Genomic DNA, 19,527 nt, shown 5'->3' on the forward strand with positions numbered 1-19,527 from the left:
TTATCCTCCAAACACCGTAACTTTTTTCACAGCCTGTGACCACACAATCCGAACAAGGAAAAATAGGGCAACAAGCCAGAAAAATTGAGTGGCGACGGCCATCAATGCCTCGGTTCCAAATGGTATCTGACCTGTATAAATGGCGACAGGTACAAAAATCATGGCCTGAAAAGGAAGGAAGCTTGAAACCTGCTGAAACCAGTCAGGAAAGAGTGTCAAAGGGATGAGGGCCCCGGAAAAGAACTTGATGACTGCTTCCCGTAATACTCGTAAACCCCACACATTTACCGTCCAGAATGCCAGTACGCCGATGATCAGGTCCAGTTGTGTTCCAATCAGAACCCCTATAATCATACTTGGAAGGAATAACAGGAAGCTTTGCCAGGATAAAGGGGCTTGGATTCCGATAAACACCATAGCCACGATGAACATAGGGATCGTGGTGCGGACAAAACTATTTGCTTTGGATCCGAAATCCATGAAAATCAGTTTGGTCAGATAGTCATAGGGCTTCAATAGTTCCAGTGCAATATCCCCATTCTTGATGTTGCGCGCAAGCTGGTCCCCTGCACCGGAAACATAGCTCTCCAGCATCATTGCGATGACTACATAGGTAATCATGCTATCAAAGGATATGGCTGAAATTTCTGTTCGATTCTGATATACAGCAAGCCAAAAGAAATACATGATCGACAAACGCAGCAGGGTGGAGACCACATCTGCCCAGTACCAGGCTATATATGCGGTTTCGATTTTAATTTGAGATTTTAACAGCTCCCAGTACTTGCTCATGGTCCAACCCCCGCTCATAAATTTCTTGGACTACCTTTTCGATTCCAGGTTCCGTTACGGTAAAGTCGTTGATGACATGATGCTTCATCACTTCTGCAATGATTTGGCTGCCGTTGATGTCCTGATTGTTGAAATGAAGCAGAAGCTGTGAATCCGCCATTTCTTTGAGTACATAATCCTGCAGGGCTATTGGTATAACAAAGTCTTCCGTAGATTCTTCAAGTTCCAATTTTACGGTACGGTTATACTTTGTTGTCTTCTTCAATTCTATTAAACTGCCGTCATAGATGATGGTACCCTTATCTATGATGATAATGCGGTTGCAGAGCTCTTCTATATCCTGCATATCATGAGTGGTCAAAATGATGGTCGTTTCATGCTCGCGGTTCATCTGCTTGATGAACTCACGAATTTTTATCTTGACTGATGCATCCAAGCCGATAGTCGGTTCATCGAGATAGACGACTGATGGATTATGCAAGAAAGCAGCTGCCAGTTCACAGCGCATCTTCTGACCGAGTGACAACTGGCGAACCGGGATGGGAAGAAGAGGCTCAAGATCCAGAACCTCTTTGAATTTTTCAATATTCCTTTGATATGCTTCTTCCGGTATTTCATAGATGTGCTTTAGCAGCTGCAAGGATTCCTGTACAGGGATATCCCAGAATAATTGCGTTCTTTGACCGAACACGGCACCGATGTTTTTCGCATTTTTGGTCCTATTTTTATATGGGATGATTCCCCCCACGACCACTTCGCCGGCATCAGGAGTCAGGATTCCACTGATCATTTTGATTGTGGTGGATTTTCCCGCCCCATTGGAACCAATGTATCCGACGATTTCCCCTTTTGGAATATGGAAGCTGATATTATCTACAGCTGTCTTTTTGATATATCTTCTCTTGAATAATGCACGGATGGCTCCCCTGAGACCTGGTTCCCGTTCAAATAATCTGTAATATTTGCTTATGTTTTTTACTTCTATCATTCTTGTATTTCCCCCTTGATTGCGGCCGTGAAAGCACTAACAAAAGAATATTATATAGGTAGATAATGGAATAAGATAGTGGTTTTATAAAATTTTGTAATAGAGTAATTGAATTATCGACAAAAAGTGGTCATTCTAATTACTTAGGATTTCGACAAACGTAATAGGGAAATAGATTCATATTTGTCAAAAAAATCAAAAAATTATAATAATAAACAGGGATTCGTCGTTTTTTCCTGTATTTAGTAAAGCGAATCAATTTTTTGGGGGTGGCTGGATGTACAGGGGGAAAAAGAAAAGCAAGAGGAGATTGGTAGCACTACTCTTCATATGCCTTTTAGTTGTCAGCATTTTTTTACCACAGCTTGGACGTGCAACTGAAGTAACAGATGCTGAGACAACTGGCCAGGCGTTGCAGCTTCAAGATGTCGCTCTGGAGAAAGAGCGGGAAAAGGAATACAGGGAAAACGAGCTATTGGAAGGGACTCCTGGCGAGGTGGAGCTTACAAGCATTTTGAATGGTCTCGGCTGGGAAGCTCCTCCTCTTGGTACAGAAGAGAAAGAGGAGCATAATACAGATGAAAAGCTGGAGGATGCAGTGCTTGATCAGCTTGAAGAAAATGGAATGGTGAATATTATCGTCCGTTTAAAGGATAAGCCGGATGTAGAGGGCTTGTTTGAAGCTGCAAAGGAGAAAAAGCAAAGGGTGGAGCGAGTTCGGGAAGTGAAGGAGCAACTCGAAACACACGCTGAAGCATCCCAGAAAGGAATTGAAAAAGCCCTTGTAGCACTTGAGGAGAGGGGGCATGTGAAAAACAAGTCCTCCTTATGGGTGATTAATGGCCTTTCCATGACTGTGGACAAAGCAGCGTTGGAAGAACTGAAAATGCGCGATGACATTGAAAAGATAACATTAGATAAAATCATCGAGATAGAGGAAAGCAAGGTGGAGGATAGCAAACCAAATTTGCCGGAATGGGGCTTGGAAAAAATCTTCGCCACGAAGGTGTGGGGAGATTATGGGCTAAGAGGTAAAGGGATTGTGATAGGAATCATGGATTCAGGTGTTGACTACAAGCACGAAGCATTGGCTCATAACTATCGGGGGAGAGATGGAGAACATCAATATTCCTGGATAGATGTGTCCGGTCAGAACTATGCTGTCCCTTCTGATGGATTTGGACATGGTACACATGTTGCTGGAACTGCAGTTGGTGGCGGGAATGGTGCACCGATCGGAGTTGCACCGGAAGCGGAATGGATTGCGGCCAAAATCTTCACAGACGGTGGTGCAGCGACTACTTCGGGTATACATCGGGCTTTCGAATGGTTTATGGCACCAGGAGGGGATCCATCCAAGGCTCCTCATATTGTCAACAACTCCTGGGGAAGTGCAGCCACTTATAATACGGAATTCTATGAAGATGTGAGGGCCTGGATCGCCGCAGGGATTTTCCCGTTGTTTGCAGGCGGCAATGATGGTCCAGGATCCCAGACAATCGGATCACCGGGCAGTTTTCCGGAGAGTTTCACCATTGGTGCGACAGACATCAACGATCAGGTTGCCTCCTTTTCCAGTCGTGGACCTGTTTACTGGACGGATGAAGCGGGAAATTCTGTTCGATTTGTCAAACCGGATGTTTCTGCTCCAGGTCATCAGATCTATTCAGCGTGGCCGGGAGTCAAAGGAGAAGGGAAATATAGAACACTTAGCGGTACGTCGATGGCCACTCCGCATGTTGCAGGTTCCATCGCCCTTTTACTTCAGGCAAATCCAAACTTGTCCGTTGACAATATTAAGGATTTGTTGCAGCGCACTGCAAGAGTAGAACCGTATATGGGCAACCTGCCAAATGATCAATACGGAAATGGAATCGTGAACATCTATCAGGCGGTTACAGAAACAGCCTTCGCAGGGAAATTGACTGGAACTGTCGACGGTGTGGAAGGCGTCCCTGTCACCATACATATTCCTTCACAGGAGGTAAAGGTGGAAGTGACGGATGGAATGTTTGATATAGCCATCCGGGAAGGCACACACCAGGTGAAAGTGGAAGCATTCGGTTATCAGACACTTAAAACGGAAGTGACAATCAAAAAAGGGGAAGAGACCCGTGTGGAATGGATGCTTGAACCGGCAGTCGCATTTGAAATTAGCGGGAAGGTAATGGAAAAGAATTCAGGGGTTCCAGTTCCTTTTGCCTATGTAAGACTGAAAGGAACTCCTTTGCAGACAGTGAGAACCGATTCACAAGGGGAATTTGTAGTTGAACAAGTCCCTGAAGGAATATACGAACTAATGGTAACAGGGGAAGGAATCGAAGGGACTTCCATGCAGATGGAGGTGAAAGGAGTCCAACAATTAATAATAGAAGTGGTGGCAATCGCATCAGAGCAGGCACCAAACTGGACAACTGTAAACAATAACTACCAGAGAAATGCCGTTTCCCCTTATGGAATCGATGTGAATGTTCTCGGTTCAAGCTGGGAATATGCAACTGGAACGAAAGGGCAAATCCTCTTTTCGAGCCCGGCAGCAAATGATAGGTTTGTGATATTTACCACGGAGCGTGGATGGGTAACTGCTCTTGATACAGAAACAGGGGAAGAGGCATGGAGCATCCGCCTTGGGAGCACCAACCGTTCCTCTCCGACCATAGTAGAGAATACGTTATTTGTTTCAGGGGGACAGGACGGGAATATTTATGCTCTAGATCTTGCAAGCGGAAATATGAAGTGGAGCAAGAGGATCGGTCAGCCGTCTGTCTATGAATCTCCCATCTACCATGATGGAAGGGTTTATGTGGGGTCGGGATTAACCGAAAATCCCAGTGTGTATGCACTGGATGCAGACAATGGAAATATCATATGGTCTACTGAATTAGGTGGGGCATCCTTCTTTGGCGGTGCCATGGGTGAAGGGTATCTCTTTTACGGATCCTATGAAAATATGACACTGCGTGCATTGGACATGGTAGACGGGTCCATTGTCTGGAGTACCACACTCTCGGATGAAGGGTTTGCTTCAAAACCTGTATTTCACCAGGGAAAGGTTTATGTTCAGAGTTCGAATTTTGGAACAGGGTCCGGTACCCTGCATGCCATTAATGCTTCCACGGGAGAGATAGTATGGCAAAAAACAGGTATTGGCGACTCTCAGGCAGGATCACCGATTGTCTTCGAAGACATGGTCATTGCAGGTTCTTCCAACCAGCCTATACTTCGTGCGTTTCACAAGGATACGGGTGATGTGATTTGGAGCAACCGTTCTGTTGGAACGACAATGAATAATGGATCCGTAACTGCAAATGGAATACTTTTTTTCGCGGGAACAAGCGGCTATATACATGCCATTGATGCCTATTCCGGATCTGTGCTTAAAGATTTTACGCTGCCTGATTATAGCACTTCTGGTGTGGCGGTTCTTGCAGGAAATGTCTTGGTACCTCATCGCAATGGCATCATCAGCTTTCAGGCACCTGGAATTCTTGAAGGGACCATATCCGGGATGGAAGGAGAAGTGGTTGAAGCAACGGTTTCTGTAAAGGAGACCAAATCGGAAACAGATGCTTTCGAAAATGGAACTTACAGCTTTAAGCATAAGCCTGGGGACTATACGCTGAAGGTTGCTTCCTATGGGAAAAAGCAGATTGAACAGGAAATAAGGTTTGTTTCAGGATTCACGGAAAAGAGGGACTTCGTACTCGAAGATGCCGAAACCGGCTCCCTATCCCTTATTGTAAAGGATAAGAGAACTGCTCAGCCATTGGAGGCAGTAAAAGTGACAGTCCAATCGACACCACTCGAAGAGGCAACAAGCTCTGCCGGAACGCTAATTTTCGAAGAGGTATATGAAGGAACCTTCCTTTTGGAACTTTCCTTGAATGGCTATAAAAAGGTTCAGCAGGAAGTAGTAATCAAAGCGGGAGAGTCAACAGTTCTGGAAATACAGATGCAGCCGTTCGATATTGCAGTATTGGATGACTGGGAGGGAGAAGTAACCACGATTCTGAATCGCAATGGATTTTTGGCAGAAGAAAGAAACTGGGATATTGTAGAGGACATTTTCAGGTATGAAGTTGTCTATCTGAATGGCGCATACGGATCGGAAGGATGGAAACCTGATGCCAAGTTGTTCATTGAATTGATTGAAAAGGCAAGGGAGCATGATGTGAATCTAGTGTTTGCGGACTCCTGGGGTGCCAACTATGGGTCAGTCGGGCAGCTTGTGGAGTTTACCGAAGACCCGAAGGAACTAGCCCATTTTTATGGAATGGGTCAGGTCCGGATGCAAGTAGATGTGGCACATCCAATTTTCAAAGACCTTGAGCAAGGGGAACGGGTTACCCTCTTCACAAGGACTGGCGAATTTGCATGGTTCAATCAATACTCCGGAAGGCATATAGGAACAATAGGAAGTACAACACAGGGGATGAAGGGTAGTGGAGTGGCATACAAAGCAGTTTCCGAAAACAGTGCTCATCTGCTTCTTTCCAATCATGGTGCATCCCCTTGGATATCACCATTGCAGGGCTGGCTGCCTGACATGCAGTCGCTCCTGTTCAATGGATTACGTTTTCTAACTGACACAGAGTTTGGTGCGGTAACGGGTACTGTTATGAATGCGGAAGGTACTCCGGTTCAAGCGGAAATCGGAATTGTGGAAACCAACGTCTCCACAATGACAGAAGGAGAAACTGCTTCCTTTGAGCTCTTCCATGATGAAGGGGTATATACACTGGAAATCAGGGCGGAGGGCTATGCCACCCAAACCCAGCAGGTGAATATCGAGCATGGCCGTCCCGAGCAGGTTACTATTGTTCTTACTTCGACAAACGGAGATAAGATATCGGGATTTGTATCGGATGGAATGACAAAGCAGCCTCAGTCAGATGCGTTGGTGAAATTGATAAAAGATAATACTGTGGTTGTGGAAGAAGTAACCCCAGCGAATGGCAGATTCGAGTTTACCGGACTTGAATATGGGACTTATATTCTTCTGATAGAAAAAGAAGGGTACATCCAGGTGAAGCAATCCATAGAGGTGGGGAGAGCCCAGGAGGAATTGCAGCTTGAGATGTTCCCCACACCTCAGGTAGCGGTAATAGGTGACTATTGGCAAACAGATAAAAATTTCAAATCCACGATGATGGATGCGGGAATTCCTGTAACGGAGCTTCTCATCGCGAATGCTTCAGATGAGATCGGTAATTATGATGTTGTGTTTGTCAATGAAGTAAGCACCAGTTCTTTGACAAAAGCCGCTTTTGAAACTTTGATGAAAAAAGCGGATGAAGCACAGACAAGTATCATATTCGGGGATTCGTATTTTGTAGGATCCGGGATTAATCATCTAGTGAGACATAGGGAGGATCCGGAAGTACGGTCTACCATCAGCAATACTACCAAATCAGCAGGATATGTGGTAGAAGAGGAGCATTCTTTGTTCACTAGCAGAGCGGCAGGTGATTTTATCGAGCTTCTCATTCCTTCAGGCAGTAGGATTGCTGCATTTGACAACTACAGCGGATATACAATCGCTTCTGTTGCCCATGAAGGGAATCCGGCATCCCATGGTGGTGGAATAGCCTACAAACCGAGAACCTCTGGAAGCATGGAATTATTGATGAGTGCCCATGGTTTTGGAACCTATCATCATAAGGACCATTACACGGTTGAAGGAAAACAGCTGCTAGTAGATGCCGTGCTTTGGGCTGCTTATTCGGAATTCAGTGAGATAACAGGAGTAATAACGGACGAAGAAGGAAACCCGCTCCAAGCTTCGGTAAAAGTGGAGGGAACTGATTTCCATACAACGACAGATCCCGTAACAGGACAATATTCCATTGCCATCAAGGATGGGGATTATCAGATAAAAGTCGAAAGCTACGGCTATGATGCATTGACCATTCCAGTCTCCGTCAATGCAAATCTGGAGCCACTAGCAACAGCGATGAAGGTAGATGATAGAGTCAGCTTCATAACAGGTCAGGTTCAAAATGAAAATGACGGTTCTTCTGTGACAGATGTTACTGTCGAAGTGAATGGTGTACCAAGGGAAACGGTGTCCGCCGTACAAGGAAGGTATACGCTTGAGAGACTGATGCCGGGAACCTATGACATTATGTTTAAAAAGGAAGGCTATATTCATAAGAAAGTACAGGTGGAGATTGGTGCAGGGGAAGAGCTGGAACTTAATGTCACCTTGAGACCTTCCCCCACAATCGGGGTGATTGTGGATTCCACATCTTCCGGTTCAGTCACCATGAAGGACTACTTGGAAGGTAAAGGCTACAAAGTTTTGAATATGCATTATACGGATTTGGATGTGCTGGAGCAAGTAGATCTTGTCATAGCAAATTCAGATTATGACAATAGCAAGATTCCAACTGCACAGGAGTTCAAAGCTTTCCAGCAGGCATTGAACCTAACGGAAACTTCTGTGATATGGACAGGCCAGAACGGCGGCCGAGGGTCTATCAGATACCTCTATGAATATGAGGAGAATCCTTCTGTCGAGTTCAAGGGATCAAGTAGCGGTGCACAAGCATTAGTGAAGAATGAGCATCCTATAGTTGAAGGGGTGCCATTGAATGAAGCATTCCCTGTGAAGAACAACTACAATTATCATTATGCTTTTGACGGTTATGATGGGGTATCACTTGTAGACCTTCAGAATGCTTCAGGTGATCGACTCGGCAGTATGATCGCCTATAAGGGCAGAACGGTAAACTCTGTGGAAATCCTGTTAGCCAACTTTACATTCAGCGCATCCTATCATCCTGGAGCTCCAGATTATTTTGATCCAGTTAGAGAGAGGATTTTAATTAATTCCATCGATTGGGCGATTTATAACCAGGAATCAATTACTGGAGAACTATACGGGACAGTTAAAAACGAGCAGGATATGCCTCTGCAGGCAAAGGTGACAGTTCAGGAAACAGGAAGAATGGTAGAGACCAACCAGCAAGGGGAATTTTATCTGTCCCTGGCGGAAGGAAGCTACACTGTATCCATTGAATCGTTCGGTCATCTGACAAAGGAGTTTTCCGTGGATATCCAAAACGGGGAAACCTTGCAGGAGACCTTCGTGCTTTCAACCGATCAGGGAGGGGTAATCACAGCCACTCTAAGGGATGCCATTACAAATGAGCCGATTGAAGGGGGAGCTGTCACCATCATTGGGACACCTGTTACTGGGACCACCGATCATAATGGTCAATTCCAGGCTGTTGTCCCAGTGGGAACGTATTCGGTACGAGCCACTGCCCCGGGTTATGCAGCAAATGTCCAGGATGGATTGATGGTAGAAAACGGTGGGGAAGTGAATACCTCCTTCCTGCTTCAAACGTCTGAAAAAATTGCTGTCGTTGCAACGTCCCTTAATGGAAACAGGATAAAGGGATTATTGGATCAGCGTGGCTATGATTCGGAGTTGATTTTGAATAACAATATGCAGCAGTTAATCGATAACTTGAGTGACTATGCATTAGTCATTTTCAACGACAAGCATTCTAGCATGACTTCGGCGCAATTCCAAGCATTCATTGCAAAGGCGGACCAGCAGCAGGTAAGTATCATATTTGCTTCCCAGTACAGTGGAGGAACAATTAGAGATCTTTCCGATATCACTGGGGATCCAAGTTCAGTAAGGTGGGGGTATGAAGTTGGTCAAATTCAGGTGAAAGTGCTGCATGATCACCCTATCTTTGCTGGATTTATGTCAGAATATATCACAATCCTGTCAAATGGAACAAGCAGCCAGCAGTATTTTGCATATGATGCCTACAGTGGGACCACTATTGGGGAAATCACCCATTCGGACAAAGGTGTACTAGGAAAAGGTATCGGCTACAAATTCAGTAGTGCAAACTCAGTGCACGTTCTTTTATCAGGCCTGCAAGCTGGCAGCTATGGTCATCCGGAAAGCCGCTGGACCAATGAAGCAAAACAGCTTTACTTTAATGCGATTGACTGGGCTATTTCTGCCAGCCTCGGGGAAGTGAACGGAAAAGTCACCAATGCAGAAGGAGAAGGAATTCCAAATGCGGTGGTGAAAATCGAGGCGCTTGGAATGGAGACAAGAACAAATACCTTAGGTCATTATCGTCTTGGTGTCGGAACGGGAACTTATGAATTGGAAGTTATTGCCCGCGGTTATGAGGAGCAGACCAAGACAGTGGAGATTACACAGCTGGGAGAAGCGGTTGTGGCTGATTTCGAACTGTTGAAAGTGGATGGTGTTTCCATCTCCCTTAGTACAACCGATGTGGTGACCGGTGTTCCATTGGAAGGTGCAACGGTCAAATTGACCGCATTGGATGACTCAGGCTTGAAGGATGAGGGTGTGACTGATGAACTTGGTGCTATCAGATTTGGAGATTTGCTGGCAGGAGACTATGAGATTACAGTGGAGAAAGAAGGCTATCTTACTCACTTGGAAACCTTGAGCCTCACCAATGAAGATTTGGAAATTTCAGTAGCACTTAACCCGATAAGAGTTGCTGTTCTTGAAGACTGGAATAGCCAAATTACAAACTTCCTGAATGAAGAAGAACTATATGCAGAAGCCCGTGATTGGGGAATGGTGGATGACATATCCAATTATGAACTGGTAGTAGTGAACAGCAAAAATGGAACAAAGGAAGAGCTTCAGGCCCTGATGGAGGCTGCACAAGAGTATGAGGTTAGTCTGGTGTTTGTTGGTACCTGGGGAATCGGGGAAGGATCCATCCCTTTGCTTGGGGAATTGGAAGGCTATCCACAACTAGATCAGCAGGGCTACAATGAGGGAGCCGTGAAGCTTCAAATTCAACCGGAACACCCTATCTACAAAGATATCACAGCTGATGAAAAAGGGTATGTGGCGATTCATGCTGAAAAGAGTCCTTACTCCACCTTCAAAGACTATCCTGGAATTATAGTTGGAAGTATGGTTGTAGACGATCAAAGTAAAGGTACAGCGATTGCCTACCAGTATAAAGGGAAAAAACATATGCAACTTTTAATGTCTTCTTTCGCAGTTACAAACGTTATTGGACCTAATAGCGGCTGGACCGAAGATGGAAGAAAAATATTTATTCAAGCACTGGAATTTGCCATGAATATGGAGCAACCTGTTCCTGGGGCGCCAGTTTGGGAGGAAGAGATTGTACGAACAGGGGACAAACCTGTCAAGGTATCTGGGCATGGAGAACCATTTGCAACGGTTCACATCTATTTGGAAAAAGGAAAGGAACGTATCAAATTGACTTCTGTCGAGGTCGGAGCAGATGGTAGCTTTCAGGCTGAACTGTTTTTAAAAAATGGAAGCAACAAAATTCTCGCTCAAACCGAAAATTATTCAGGAGTGGGTGATTGGAGTGATAAGCTTGAAATCATTATAATCGGAAAGCCGCTCGACAAACCTGGCATTCCCAGAGTCCCTGAAAAGCTATCGAAACCGATCATTATTCCTGTACCAATAGAACCTGTAAAGCCTATGGGAGAAAAGGAAATGCACAGTTCCATTTCCATGAAACTCTCATCTATTGAAGCAGGTCTGCTTGTTGAATGGAATGATATAGGAGCCGATATGTATGAAGTGTTCAAAGGTGGAAGGAGTGTGGCAACGGTTATAGATGGATTGCAATTTTTGGACATCGAAGCCGTGGATGATCCGGGAAATGCTGTCTACCACGTCGTAGGGTATCTCGGTGGAAAGACAGTTGGCAAAAGTGAAATTGAAAAAAGCGAAGTAGAAACAGAAAACTAAATAAATTCCTCTAAATAGCATTGGGTCTTCTTTTGAAAAGAGATGGCCTGATGCTTTTTTCTCTCTTAAAATTACTGCATTTGGTGTTTCAATCTTTTCCCTTCAACCCCAGCTCCAAATAGATTCTGACTTCCTTGGAATTCTTATATTTAGGATTTCTGCTGGAATCATAGTCCTTAGATACATATTTCACATCATAAGTCTCTTCAAAAGATCCAATAAGCTTCTTCATTTCTTCCGTAGTTCCGGACATTCTGATTTTCACCATTTACATTACATCCTTTCTGAATAAAGAAGAAATTATAGCACGGACTTCTTTTCCCTACAAGTACCAGCTGTACTTTTCATTGACACTGAATAAGAAAAGTCATAAGATACTTAAGGTGATTATTGATACGACACACGAAATAAATGAACAATTTATATAGAAAGAGGGAGTTATATTGGCACCTGAGCAGCGTAAGAAAATGTTAGTTTTAATGGTCAATATGTTTATCGCCGTCGGTAGCTTCGGTATCATCATCCCGATCCTTCCAGCCTATCTGGAATCCATCGGTGAGGGAGGGATGGCGGCAGGATTGATGATTGCAATTTTTGCTGGTGCGCAGCTTGTGATGTCTCCTGTTGCTGGAAAATGGGCCGATCAATATGGTCGCAGAATAATGATCATTCTGGGACTTGCGGGTCTGACACTCTCCATGTTTGTGTTTTATGGCTTTGATTCGGTTTGGATGCTGTATTTATCTCGTGTAATAGGAGGAGTCGGTGCGGCACTGCTGATTCCGGCACTATTTGCTTATGTTGCGGATATTACAACGATGGAGCAGCGTGCAAAAGGGAATAGTTATATTTCGGCCGCAATGTCACTCGGGATTGTCATTGGACCGGGAATAGGCGGATTTCTGGCGGATTTCGGTCTGAAAATGCCACTTTTGGTTTCAGCGTTGATTTCACTCCTTGCGACAGTCTTTTCCATTTTGGTCCTGAAGGAAAGTAAAGAAAAGGATATGCATCAAGCGATGCCAACCGATACAGATCCAATGGTAAAAAAACTGGTTCAATCCGTAAGAAAACCATATTTCATTCCGCTTGTCATCACGCTTGTGATGAGCTTCGGTTTAATGGCATATGAATCTGTTCTAGGATTATTTATAGACAACCAGTATGGGGCAACTCCGCAGGAAATTGCTCTGATGATTACTGCTACAGGAATTGTAAGTGTGATTGTACAGTTGTTTGTCGTAGATCGGATCGTTCGACTTTTCGGTGAAGGGAAGGTATTGAATATCTTCATTACCGTAGCAGCTGCCGGATTCTTTTTGTCCCTGTTTGCTTCGAGCTACACCTTTTTCTTTGTCATTACATTAATAATCTTTTTGGCTACTTCCATCCTGCGACCTGTAATCAATACCTTGATCTCCAAACTTGCAGGAAATGAACAAGGCTTCGCGATGGGAATGAACAATGCCTATATGAGCATCGGAAATGTTCTCGGGCCGACATTTGCAGGAATTTTGTATGACGTGAACATCTCTTATCCGTTCATTCTTGGACTTGTCATCTTAAGCTTTACTGTCACACTATCCATGTCCTGGCAGAATCGTGAGCGTAAGAAACTGCAACAAATAGAAGCGAATTAAAACGGTCGGATAAATTCTCCACTTTTGTCTATTTACTTTTTGCTTAAAATAATCTATTATAATCTTTGTAATATAAATTTTCTGAAAGCGAGGGATGTTTTATGGAACGATTAATTGAAATGAACGTTAACCAATTAAATAAAACAGCACAGCCCTTGCAAGGTAATCGTTAATTTCCTTTCCGATATGGATAATACCGTAGATTCCCATGGGCTGTGCAATCAGCGCCATGGTTTATAAATTTTTATGAAAAGACCGTGAGAGCGGTCTTTTTGTTTTACCCAAAATTAATCTACTTTCCATTGGAGGAATAAACATTGAAACGTAATGAACTAGGTTGGAACGACTATTTGAATAATGAATTTGCACTTTACGAAGAGCAAGGCTTCACAGTTGGAAGAGTCATGCTTGAACATAAAAGAATATATCGTGTCGAAACGGATAACGGTGAGTATTTGGCAGAGGTATCCGGAAAATATCGATTTGAGGCGGAAAGCCGCGAGGACTACCCTGCAGTAGGCGATTGGGTTGTCCTCAGTGAAAGGCAGAGTGAAAGGAAAGCTACCATTCAGGCGCTGCTTCCTCGCTTCAGCAAGTTTTCCAGAAAAGCAGCAGGACTTACGACGGAAGAGCAAATTGTTGCGGCAAACGTGGATACCGTCTTTTTGGTACAATCGCTGAACTATGATTTTAATGCAAGAAGATTGGAACGTTACTTGATTATGGCTTGGGAGAGCGGGGCAACCCCAGTAATCGTCCTCACCAAGGCTGACTTGTGTGAGGATGTGGCAGCAAGAATAAAGGATGTTGAAGCTGTTGCATTGGGTGTTCCGGTATTTGCAGTCAGTGTGAAAGATGAAACGGGACTAGAAGAGTTGGCTCCTTATTTTACTACAGGTAAAACTGTTGCACTTCTGGGCTCTTCTGGAGCAGGGAAATCGACCTTGACGAACTTCCTGTTAGGAGAAGAAAAGCAGGTCATCCAAGAGGTGAGGGGTGACGATGATAAGGGAAGGCACACCACTACCTATCGGGAACTGTATCTTTTGCCCACTGGCGGGCTTGTACTTGATACGCCTGGTATGAGGGAGCTGCAGCTATGGGAGGCTGACGGGGCAACGGTCGGTCAGAGCTTTCAGGATGTGGAAGAACTTGCTGAACAATGCTATTTCAGAGATTGCAAGCATGAGAACGAGCCAAGCTGCGCGGTGCGGGAAGCAATCCGTGAAGGAACATTGGAGGAAGCAAGATATCAAAGCTATGTGAAGCTGCAAAGGGAACTTGCCTATCTGGAACGAAAAACAAACAAACGGGCACAATTGGCAGAGAAGGATAAATGGAAGAAAATCTCGACAAGTGTGAAAAGTAAGAAGAAATAGCATGCAAAAACACAAGGAAATGGCTCCTTGTGTTTTTTAATTGGAAAAGAAATGGAGCCTATGAAAAAGAAGCTGAACACCAAGTTCAGCTTCATCACCATCTATGCAGTAATCTGCACCTTGTTTGCACTCTTCATAAAGGAAACAGCAAGATCATTGAATTTTTCACTTTCTTCAATATTGCAAACATGACCGCAATTTTCGATGATTTCCATTGTAGCGTTTTCTTCGTTGGCTGCATATTTCTTTGTGCTTTCCAGGAACATGTGGTCTTCAGAACCCGATATATACAGCTTCGGGATTTTGTTTTCAGTCTCAGCCAATCTATCGTAGGTGGTGTACCCGTTCAGTCCGGATAATACCCACCCCAGATAAGCTTCTTTGGAGAGTTTATAAGCTTCCTTGATGAAAGCTTTCCGGGAATCTGAGTGATTGCTTTTTGGTAACAGTACTCTCGCAAAAATTCTATAAGGAACCATATGAGGGAGCATTTTTCTCAGTGGATAAAAGACGGAAAGTCGGCAAAGGAACTCCCCCCATTTTTTTAACTTTGGCGTAGCGCCTCCTAAAATCATCGACTTGATTGAAGAGGGTGAGCGCAGCGCAATTTCCTGCATAATAATGGTGCCAAGTGAAATGCCAACAAAATGGGCGGATTTTATTTTTAAGATATTCAGAATTTCAAGGGTTTTATCGGAAGAATACTCAAATAGATCCACACCTTTTGGATATGGAGATTTTCCATGTCCCGGTAAATCTAGTAAAAGTACATTATATTCGGAACGGAAGGGCTTCAATTGCTTGTAGAAAATGGAGTAGTTTCCTCCAAATCCATGGAAGAGCACAATCCATTCTTTTGATGTAGGGTGAATGAGTGTTTTATAGAACATAGGTTTCCTCACTTATGTTGCATATTTATATTTAGGAATACATACCCGGTTAATGGGGTAGAAAAACTTGCAAGTTTAAGTATACACACTAATACAGCCTTTTCTCAACCTTCTTTTTCTTACTATTTTGTGACAATGGAACCATGTATGGGGTATCGCACTATTCTTTGAGGCACTTCCCTTCAAAATACGCGTCGAAAATCTACAGAATATTCATTTACTAGAAGATATTGTTTAATGGTAGAATATAGTGGCAATATCAATTTAATCATCCAATCAATTAGATGTGCACGCACTTAATAGGGAATCTGGTGAAAGTCCAGAACTGTACCCGCAACTGTAAAGCTGACGAAATAGAGAACCCACTATTACTTTTGAGTATGGGAAGGGCTAGATTAGGGAGAAGCTAAGTCAGGAGACCTGTCTGATTGATGAAGTACTATCTTCTTCGGGAGGTGAGAGATAGAACGAGGGATCGAAATGAAGGCTTTTTTATCAAGGCTTCTTTCTGCATCCGTCTTTCACTCATCCTTTTGCAGGGTGAGTTTTTTTAATTGGCACTTTTAAACACCGCTGTTGATTTCCGCACTAGGCTGCGCTTTCCGCGGGGCGGTGCTGGCGCCTCCTCGGGCTTCGCCCTGTGGGGTCTCCAGCCTACCGCTGCCTCCCGCAGGAGTCTTCGCCTATTGCTCCAATCAACAGCTAGATACACCAAACATCTCTTGTTTTTTACTAATGAGGAGGATTATTAACTTATGAATACCAACAATTCCGTTTCATCCGATCAATCAAGGACCATACAGACAAGGTTGGTTCTGCCGCCGGATACGAATCATATGGGTACCATTTTTGGAGGAGTGATTCTATCCTACATAGATGAAATTGCCGCAATTACTGCTATGAAGCATTCCAGGAACGTAGTTGTGACTGCTAGCATCGACCAAGTGACTTTTCTTTCACCTGCGAAGGTCGGGGATATTCTGACTCTCGAGGCGATAGTGGCCTCCACAGGGAGGACATCCATGGAGATTTTTGTAAAAGTGGAAAATGAAAATTATGAAACAGGTGAAAAAACGACAACCACCACATCTTTTTTGACGATGGTGGCAAAAGGAAAAGATGGAAGGCCAACTCCGGTTCCAGGAGTAATTCCTGTGACAGATGCAGAAAAAATGCTTTTCAACAGTGCTTCAGAGCGCAAAAAGAAACGTCTGGAAAAAAGATAGCAGGAATTTAGCGTGGTTTAGTAGAGATATGGAAGAAGAAATGAACATGAAAGGCGGTGGTGAGAAGTGGTCGATTCATATACTGACCCGAATGCTCTAATGGAAGGGACACTACTCTTGTCATCGTCCCATATATTAGCGCTGGTTATCGCATTGTCGCTCATTTTACTGTTGTACTTTCTACGCAATGGAAAATACACCAATGTGTATGCTAGGTGGGTCATTTTTGGATGCCTTCTATTGTCAGAGGCATGGCTGAACTATTGGTATATTACGACCGATATGTGGAATACAAGCTACACCCTCCCTTTTCAGCTATGCTCCATCAGCTTGTATCTGTGCATGTGGATGCTTTTTACCAGGCAAACCTGGACATTTGAAGTGGTATATTTCCTGGGACTTGGTGGTGCGCTACAGGCATTGCTTACGCCAGAGCTTTTTTATGATTTTCCCCACTTTCGTTTTCTGCATTTCTTTGCGGCACATATTGCCATCATCCTGTCGGTTTTTTATATGCTATGGGTGGAAAAGAAGTCTGTTACAATAAAATCCATGTGGAAAGCGTTTGGCGCGCTACAGCTTATTGCCATCCTGGTATTCTTTATTAATAAGCAAACTGGAGGAAACTATATGTTTCTGGCCAGGAAACCTTCAAATGCCAGCATCATCGATTTGCTCGGACCATATCCATGGTACATCCTTTCGCTGGAATTGGTGGTTATCGTCATGTTTCTCATTCTTTACGCCCCACTACTGATTCTGAAAAAGAAAGCTTCACAAACTATAGACTAGGAAAAAGCATAATAAAGAGGCTGGGACAAAAGTGTTTTAGCCTAAGTAAAAACCGAACTAATTTGAGTTTTCGTTCAAATTAGTTCGGTTTTTTAAAAGTATTAAAATATGCATTTAGGTTTTAGATTACTCTAGCGGTTGATTGGAGTGCAAGACGAAGACTCCTTGAAAATGCGAGCATTTTCTGCGTGCGATGCATGGCTTACGAAGCCTTCCTTGTCCTGCGGGAGCAGTGGCCAATGTGAGACCCCGCAGGCGAAGCCGAGGAGGCTCACGGGTCACCCGCTGAAAGCGAAGTCTTGCACGGAAATCAATAGCGGTATTTAGAGCCGGTACTTAAATTATTCGTCTTTTTGATAGATATTTCATTAGTATTTCTTTAACGTATTTTTCACATACTTATATACGCCGAAAAAGATCACAGCAAAAACTATTACAACAAGTACATCTATTAAGACACCCATCCCATTTCCTCCGGTACATTTTACTTATAATATATCTTTAATTCCCCCAATTTTCAATGGAAGGCTGCTGGTCCCTGTTCGAACCTACAACATTTTGTAACAGTCCTGTCACATTCCCGCATTTCGTCATAGTATGTAGAAAAGCCGGAAAGGGGGGACATGGGTGGGAACCCCAATGAAATATATTCTTACCTTATTATTGATAGCTTCCATTCTTTATGGGGGATTGGCTGCATTGACGTTTAATTCCATTCAAATAAAAATCGAGAAGCTGGAAGTGCTGGAACAAGAGTTATTGGATAAAGAAGAAAAAGGTGAAGTTTCCTATACCTTTAAACAGGCCTACCTTAAGGAATATAATACGTATGTGCGTCTGCAAATACGCCTTCAATCATTTTGGATGAAGTGGATTTTTGATTTTCCAGAGTATAAAAAGCCATAGTGTTTCCCCTGATAATATTGGTACATTATTCCTTAGAAAAGGCGTCCAACCCTTGCTGATAAAGGCTTTTGGTTTTACCTTCAACCGTATAGGAAAAAACTAGTAACCAAAGTATGTTACACTATACGTAAGTCGAAATAGTTGGAGGGATCATCTTGAAAATAAATGTCTTTCTAGATGATAGTCGCACATGTCCAGAAGGGTATATCCTTGCTGAAGACATTGACGAATGCCTCACCTTGTTAGAGAATAATTCGATCGAGCATCTATCGTTGGATCATGACTTACTCAATAGACATCGGAATGGTCTTATGCTCGTTCAAATTATGGTGGAGAATGAACTATATGCAGAAAGAATTACGATTCATTCTGCAAACTCGGTTGGCAGTAAAGCAATGTACAAATACTTTAAACAAGCACAGGAAGAATTGAAAATGCCACAGTCGATAAAAGTGATTTTAAGGCCACTACCTTTATTTTAATAGATAACAATGCAAAAATCAGACGAAAGTAACCGTTCCTACTTCGTTTGGTTTTTTATTTTTGTTAAAATTGACGAAAAGAGAAATGAAATGAGGGATGTGAGTTGGATTTCATCTACGATCATATTAAAAAAGATCTTGATATTTTATTTGTTGGTTTCAATCCAAGCATACGCTCAGGGGAAACGGGCCATCACTATGCCAACCCGAATAACCGCTTCTGGACTATTTTACATCAATCGGGAATTACTCCAAGAAAATATGCCCCTACAGAGGATTTCAAACTTCTCGAGTTGAATTTTGGTCTCACCAATATCGTCTCCAGACCTACTGTCGGTGCAGCAGACATTACGAGAGAAGAATACAGAGCAGGACGAAAAGAACTGAAAAGAAAAATCGAATTAAACAAGCCCAGAATAGTCTGCTTTGTCGGAAAAGGAGTCTATCAAGAATATAGGGGGCATCGGCAAATTGATTGGGGAGTCCAGGAGAGACCGGTAGTTCCAGGTACAATTGAATTTGTCGCACCGTCTTCAAGCGGACTGGTAAGGATGAAGCTGGAAGAGATAGTAGCAATCTACAGGGAACTGAATTCATTAATAAAATAGTAAATCGGTTTGTTGAGTAGCTCATCATAAGAATCATGATGAGCATTTTGCGAGGTTGTAGAAAGGAAAA

12 protein-coding genes and 1 riboswitch are annotated in these 19,527 nt (G+C 43.4%); of the genes, 8 read left to right on the plus strand and 4 right to left on the minus strand.

The genetic code is table 11. From position 1 onward, the window contains the following. Both ACFVAD_RS04025 and ACFVAD_RS04030 read right to left on the minus strand, forming a co-directional pair. On the minus strand, positions 1-792 hold the full coding sequence (locus tag ACFVAD_RS04025; RefSeq protein WP_386636347.1) for an ABC transporter permease: 792 nt from the start codon (positions 790-792) through the stop codon (positions 1-3). Continuing rightward, positions 755-1,780: an ABC transporter ATP-binding protein gene (locus ACFVAD_RS04030; protein ID WP_386636349.1), complete on the minus strand. Its 1,026-nt coding sequence runs from the start codon at positions 1,778-1,780 to the stop codon at positions 755-757. The genes ACFVAD_RS04025 and ACFVAD_RS04030 overlap by 38 nt, the downstream gene beginning before the upstream one ends. Positions 1,781-2,057: 277 nt before the next feature. Between ACFVAD_RS04030 and ACFVAD_RS04035 the strand changes: the two genes are divergently transcribed. Continuing rightward, the gene (locus ACFVAD_RS04035; RefSeq protein WP_386636351.1) at positions 2,058-11,534 is read left to right on the plus strand and encodes a carboxypeptidase regulatory-like domain-containing protein; all 9,477 of its coding nucleotides are present in this window, start codon (positions 2,058-2,060) and stop codon (positions 11,532-11,534) included. An 88-nt stretch (positions 11,535-11,622) separates the two neighbouring features. Here the strand turns inward: ACFVAD_RS04035 and ACFVAD_RS04040 are convergent, their stop codons facing one another. Next, entirely contained in the window at positions 11,623-11,802 is a 180-nt protein-coding gene (locus tag ACFVAD_RS04040; protein ID WP_386636353.1) for a DUF3970 family protein, read from the minus strand. A 175-nt stretch (positions 11,803-11,977) separates the two neighbouring features. On the opposite strand from ACFVAD_RS04040, the gene ACFVAD_RS04045 reads away from it, so the two are divergent. Both ACFVAD_RS04045 and rsgA read left to right on the plus strand, forming a co-directional pair. Next, complete coding sequence (locus ACFVAD_RS04045; RefSeq protein ID WP_386636355.1) at positions 11,978-13,174, plus strand: MFS transporter; 1,197 nt, start codon at positions 11,978-11,980, stop codon at positions 13,172-13,174. A 317-nt stretch (positions 13,175-13,491) separates the two neighbouring features. Next, a complete protein-coding gene (gene rsgA / locus ACFVAD_RS04050) occupies positions 13,492-14,553 on the plus strand; it encodes a ribosome small subunit-dependent GTPase A (RefSeq protein ID WP_386636357.1) in 1,062 nt (353 codons plus the stop codon). Positions 14,554-14,654: 101 nt separating this feature from the next. Here rsgA and ACFVAD_RS04055 read toward each other — a convergent pair whose 3' ends face one another. Further along, positions 14,655-15,443, minus strand: a complete 789-nt coding sequence (locus ACFVAD_RS04055) for an alpha/beta fold hydrolase (protein WP_386636359.1) — start codon at positions 15,441-15,443, stop codon at positions 14,655-14,657. A 265-nt stretch (positions 15,444-15,708) separates the two neighbouring features. Next, positions 15,709-15,885: riboswitch (cobalamin riboswitch) on the plus strand. A 313-nt stretch (positions 15,886-16,198) separates the two neighbouring features. Between ACFVAD_RS04055 and ACFVAD_RS04060 the strand changes: the two genes are divergently transcribed. The 5 genes from ACFVAD_RS04060 (at position 16,199) to ACFVAD_RS04080 (ending at position 19,457) form a co-directional block, all read left to right on the plus strand. Continuing rightward, complete coding sequence (locus ACFVAD_RS04060; RefSeq protein WP_386636361.1) at positions 16,199-16,669, plus strand: acyl-CoA thioesterase; 471 nt, start codon at positions 16,199-16,201, stop codon at positions 16,667-16,669. A gap of 66 nt (positions 16,670-16,735) precedes the next feature. Next, on the plus strand, positions 16,736-17,461 hold the full coding sequence (locus ACFVAD_RS04065) for a YwaF family protein (RefSeq protein WP_386636363.1): 726 nt from the start codon (positions 16,736-16,738) through the stop codon (positions 17,459-17,461). Between the two features lie 639 nt (positions 17,462-18,100). After that, complete coding sequence (locus ACFVAD_RS04070) at positions 18,101-18,367, plus strand: hypothetical protein (RefSeq protein WP_386636365.1); 267 nt, start codon at positions 18,101-18,103, stop codon at positions 18,365-18,367. Positions 18,368-18,522: 155 nt separating this feature from the next. After that, complete coding sequence (locus tag ACFVAD_RS04075) at positions 18,523-18,849, plus strand: cyclic-phosphate processing receiver domain-containing protein (protein ID WP_386636367.1); 327 nt, start codon at positions 18,523-18,525, stop codon at positions 18,847-18,849. Positions 18,850-18,953: 104 nt separating this feature from the next. Then, positions 18,954-19,457, plus strand: coding sequence for a mismatch-specific DNA-glycosylase (locus ACFVAD_RS04080; RefSeq protein ID WP_386636369.1), 504 nt, complete (start codon positions 18,954-18,956; stop codon positions 19,455-19,457). Positions 19,458-19,527 lie beyond the last annotated feature (70 nt).

The sequence above is a fragment of the Sutcliffiella sp. NPDC057660 genome, assembly GCF_042800035.1.
Classification (GTDB): Bacteria; Bacillota; Bacilli; order Bacillales; family Bacillaceae_I; genus Sutcliffiella_A.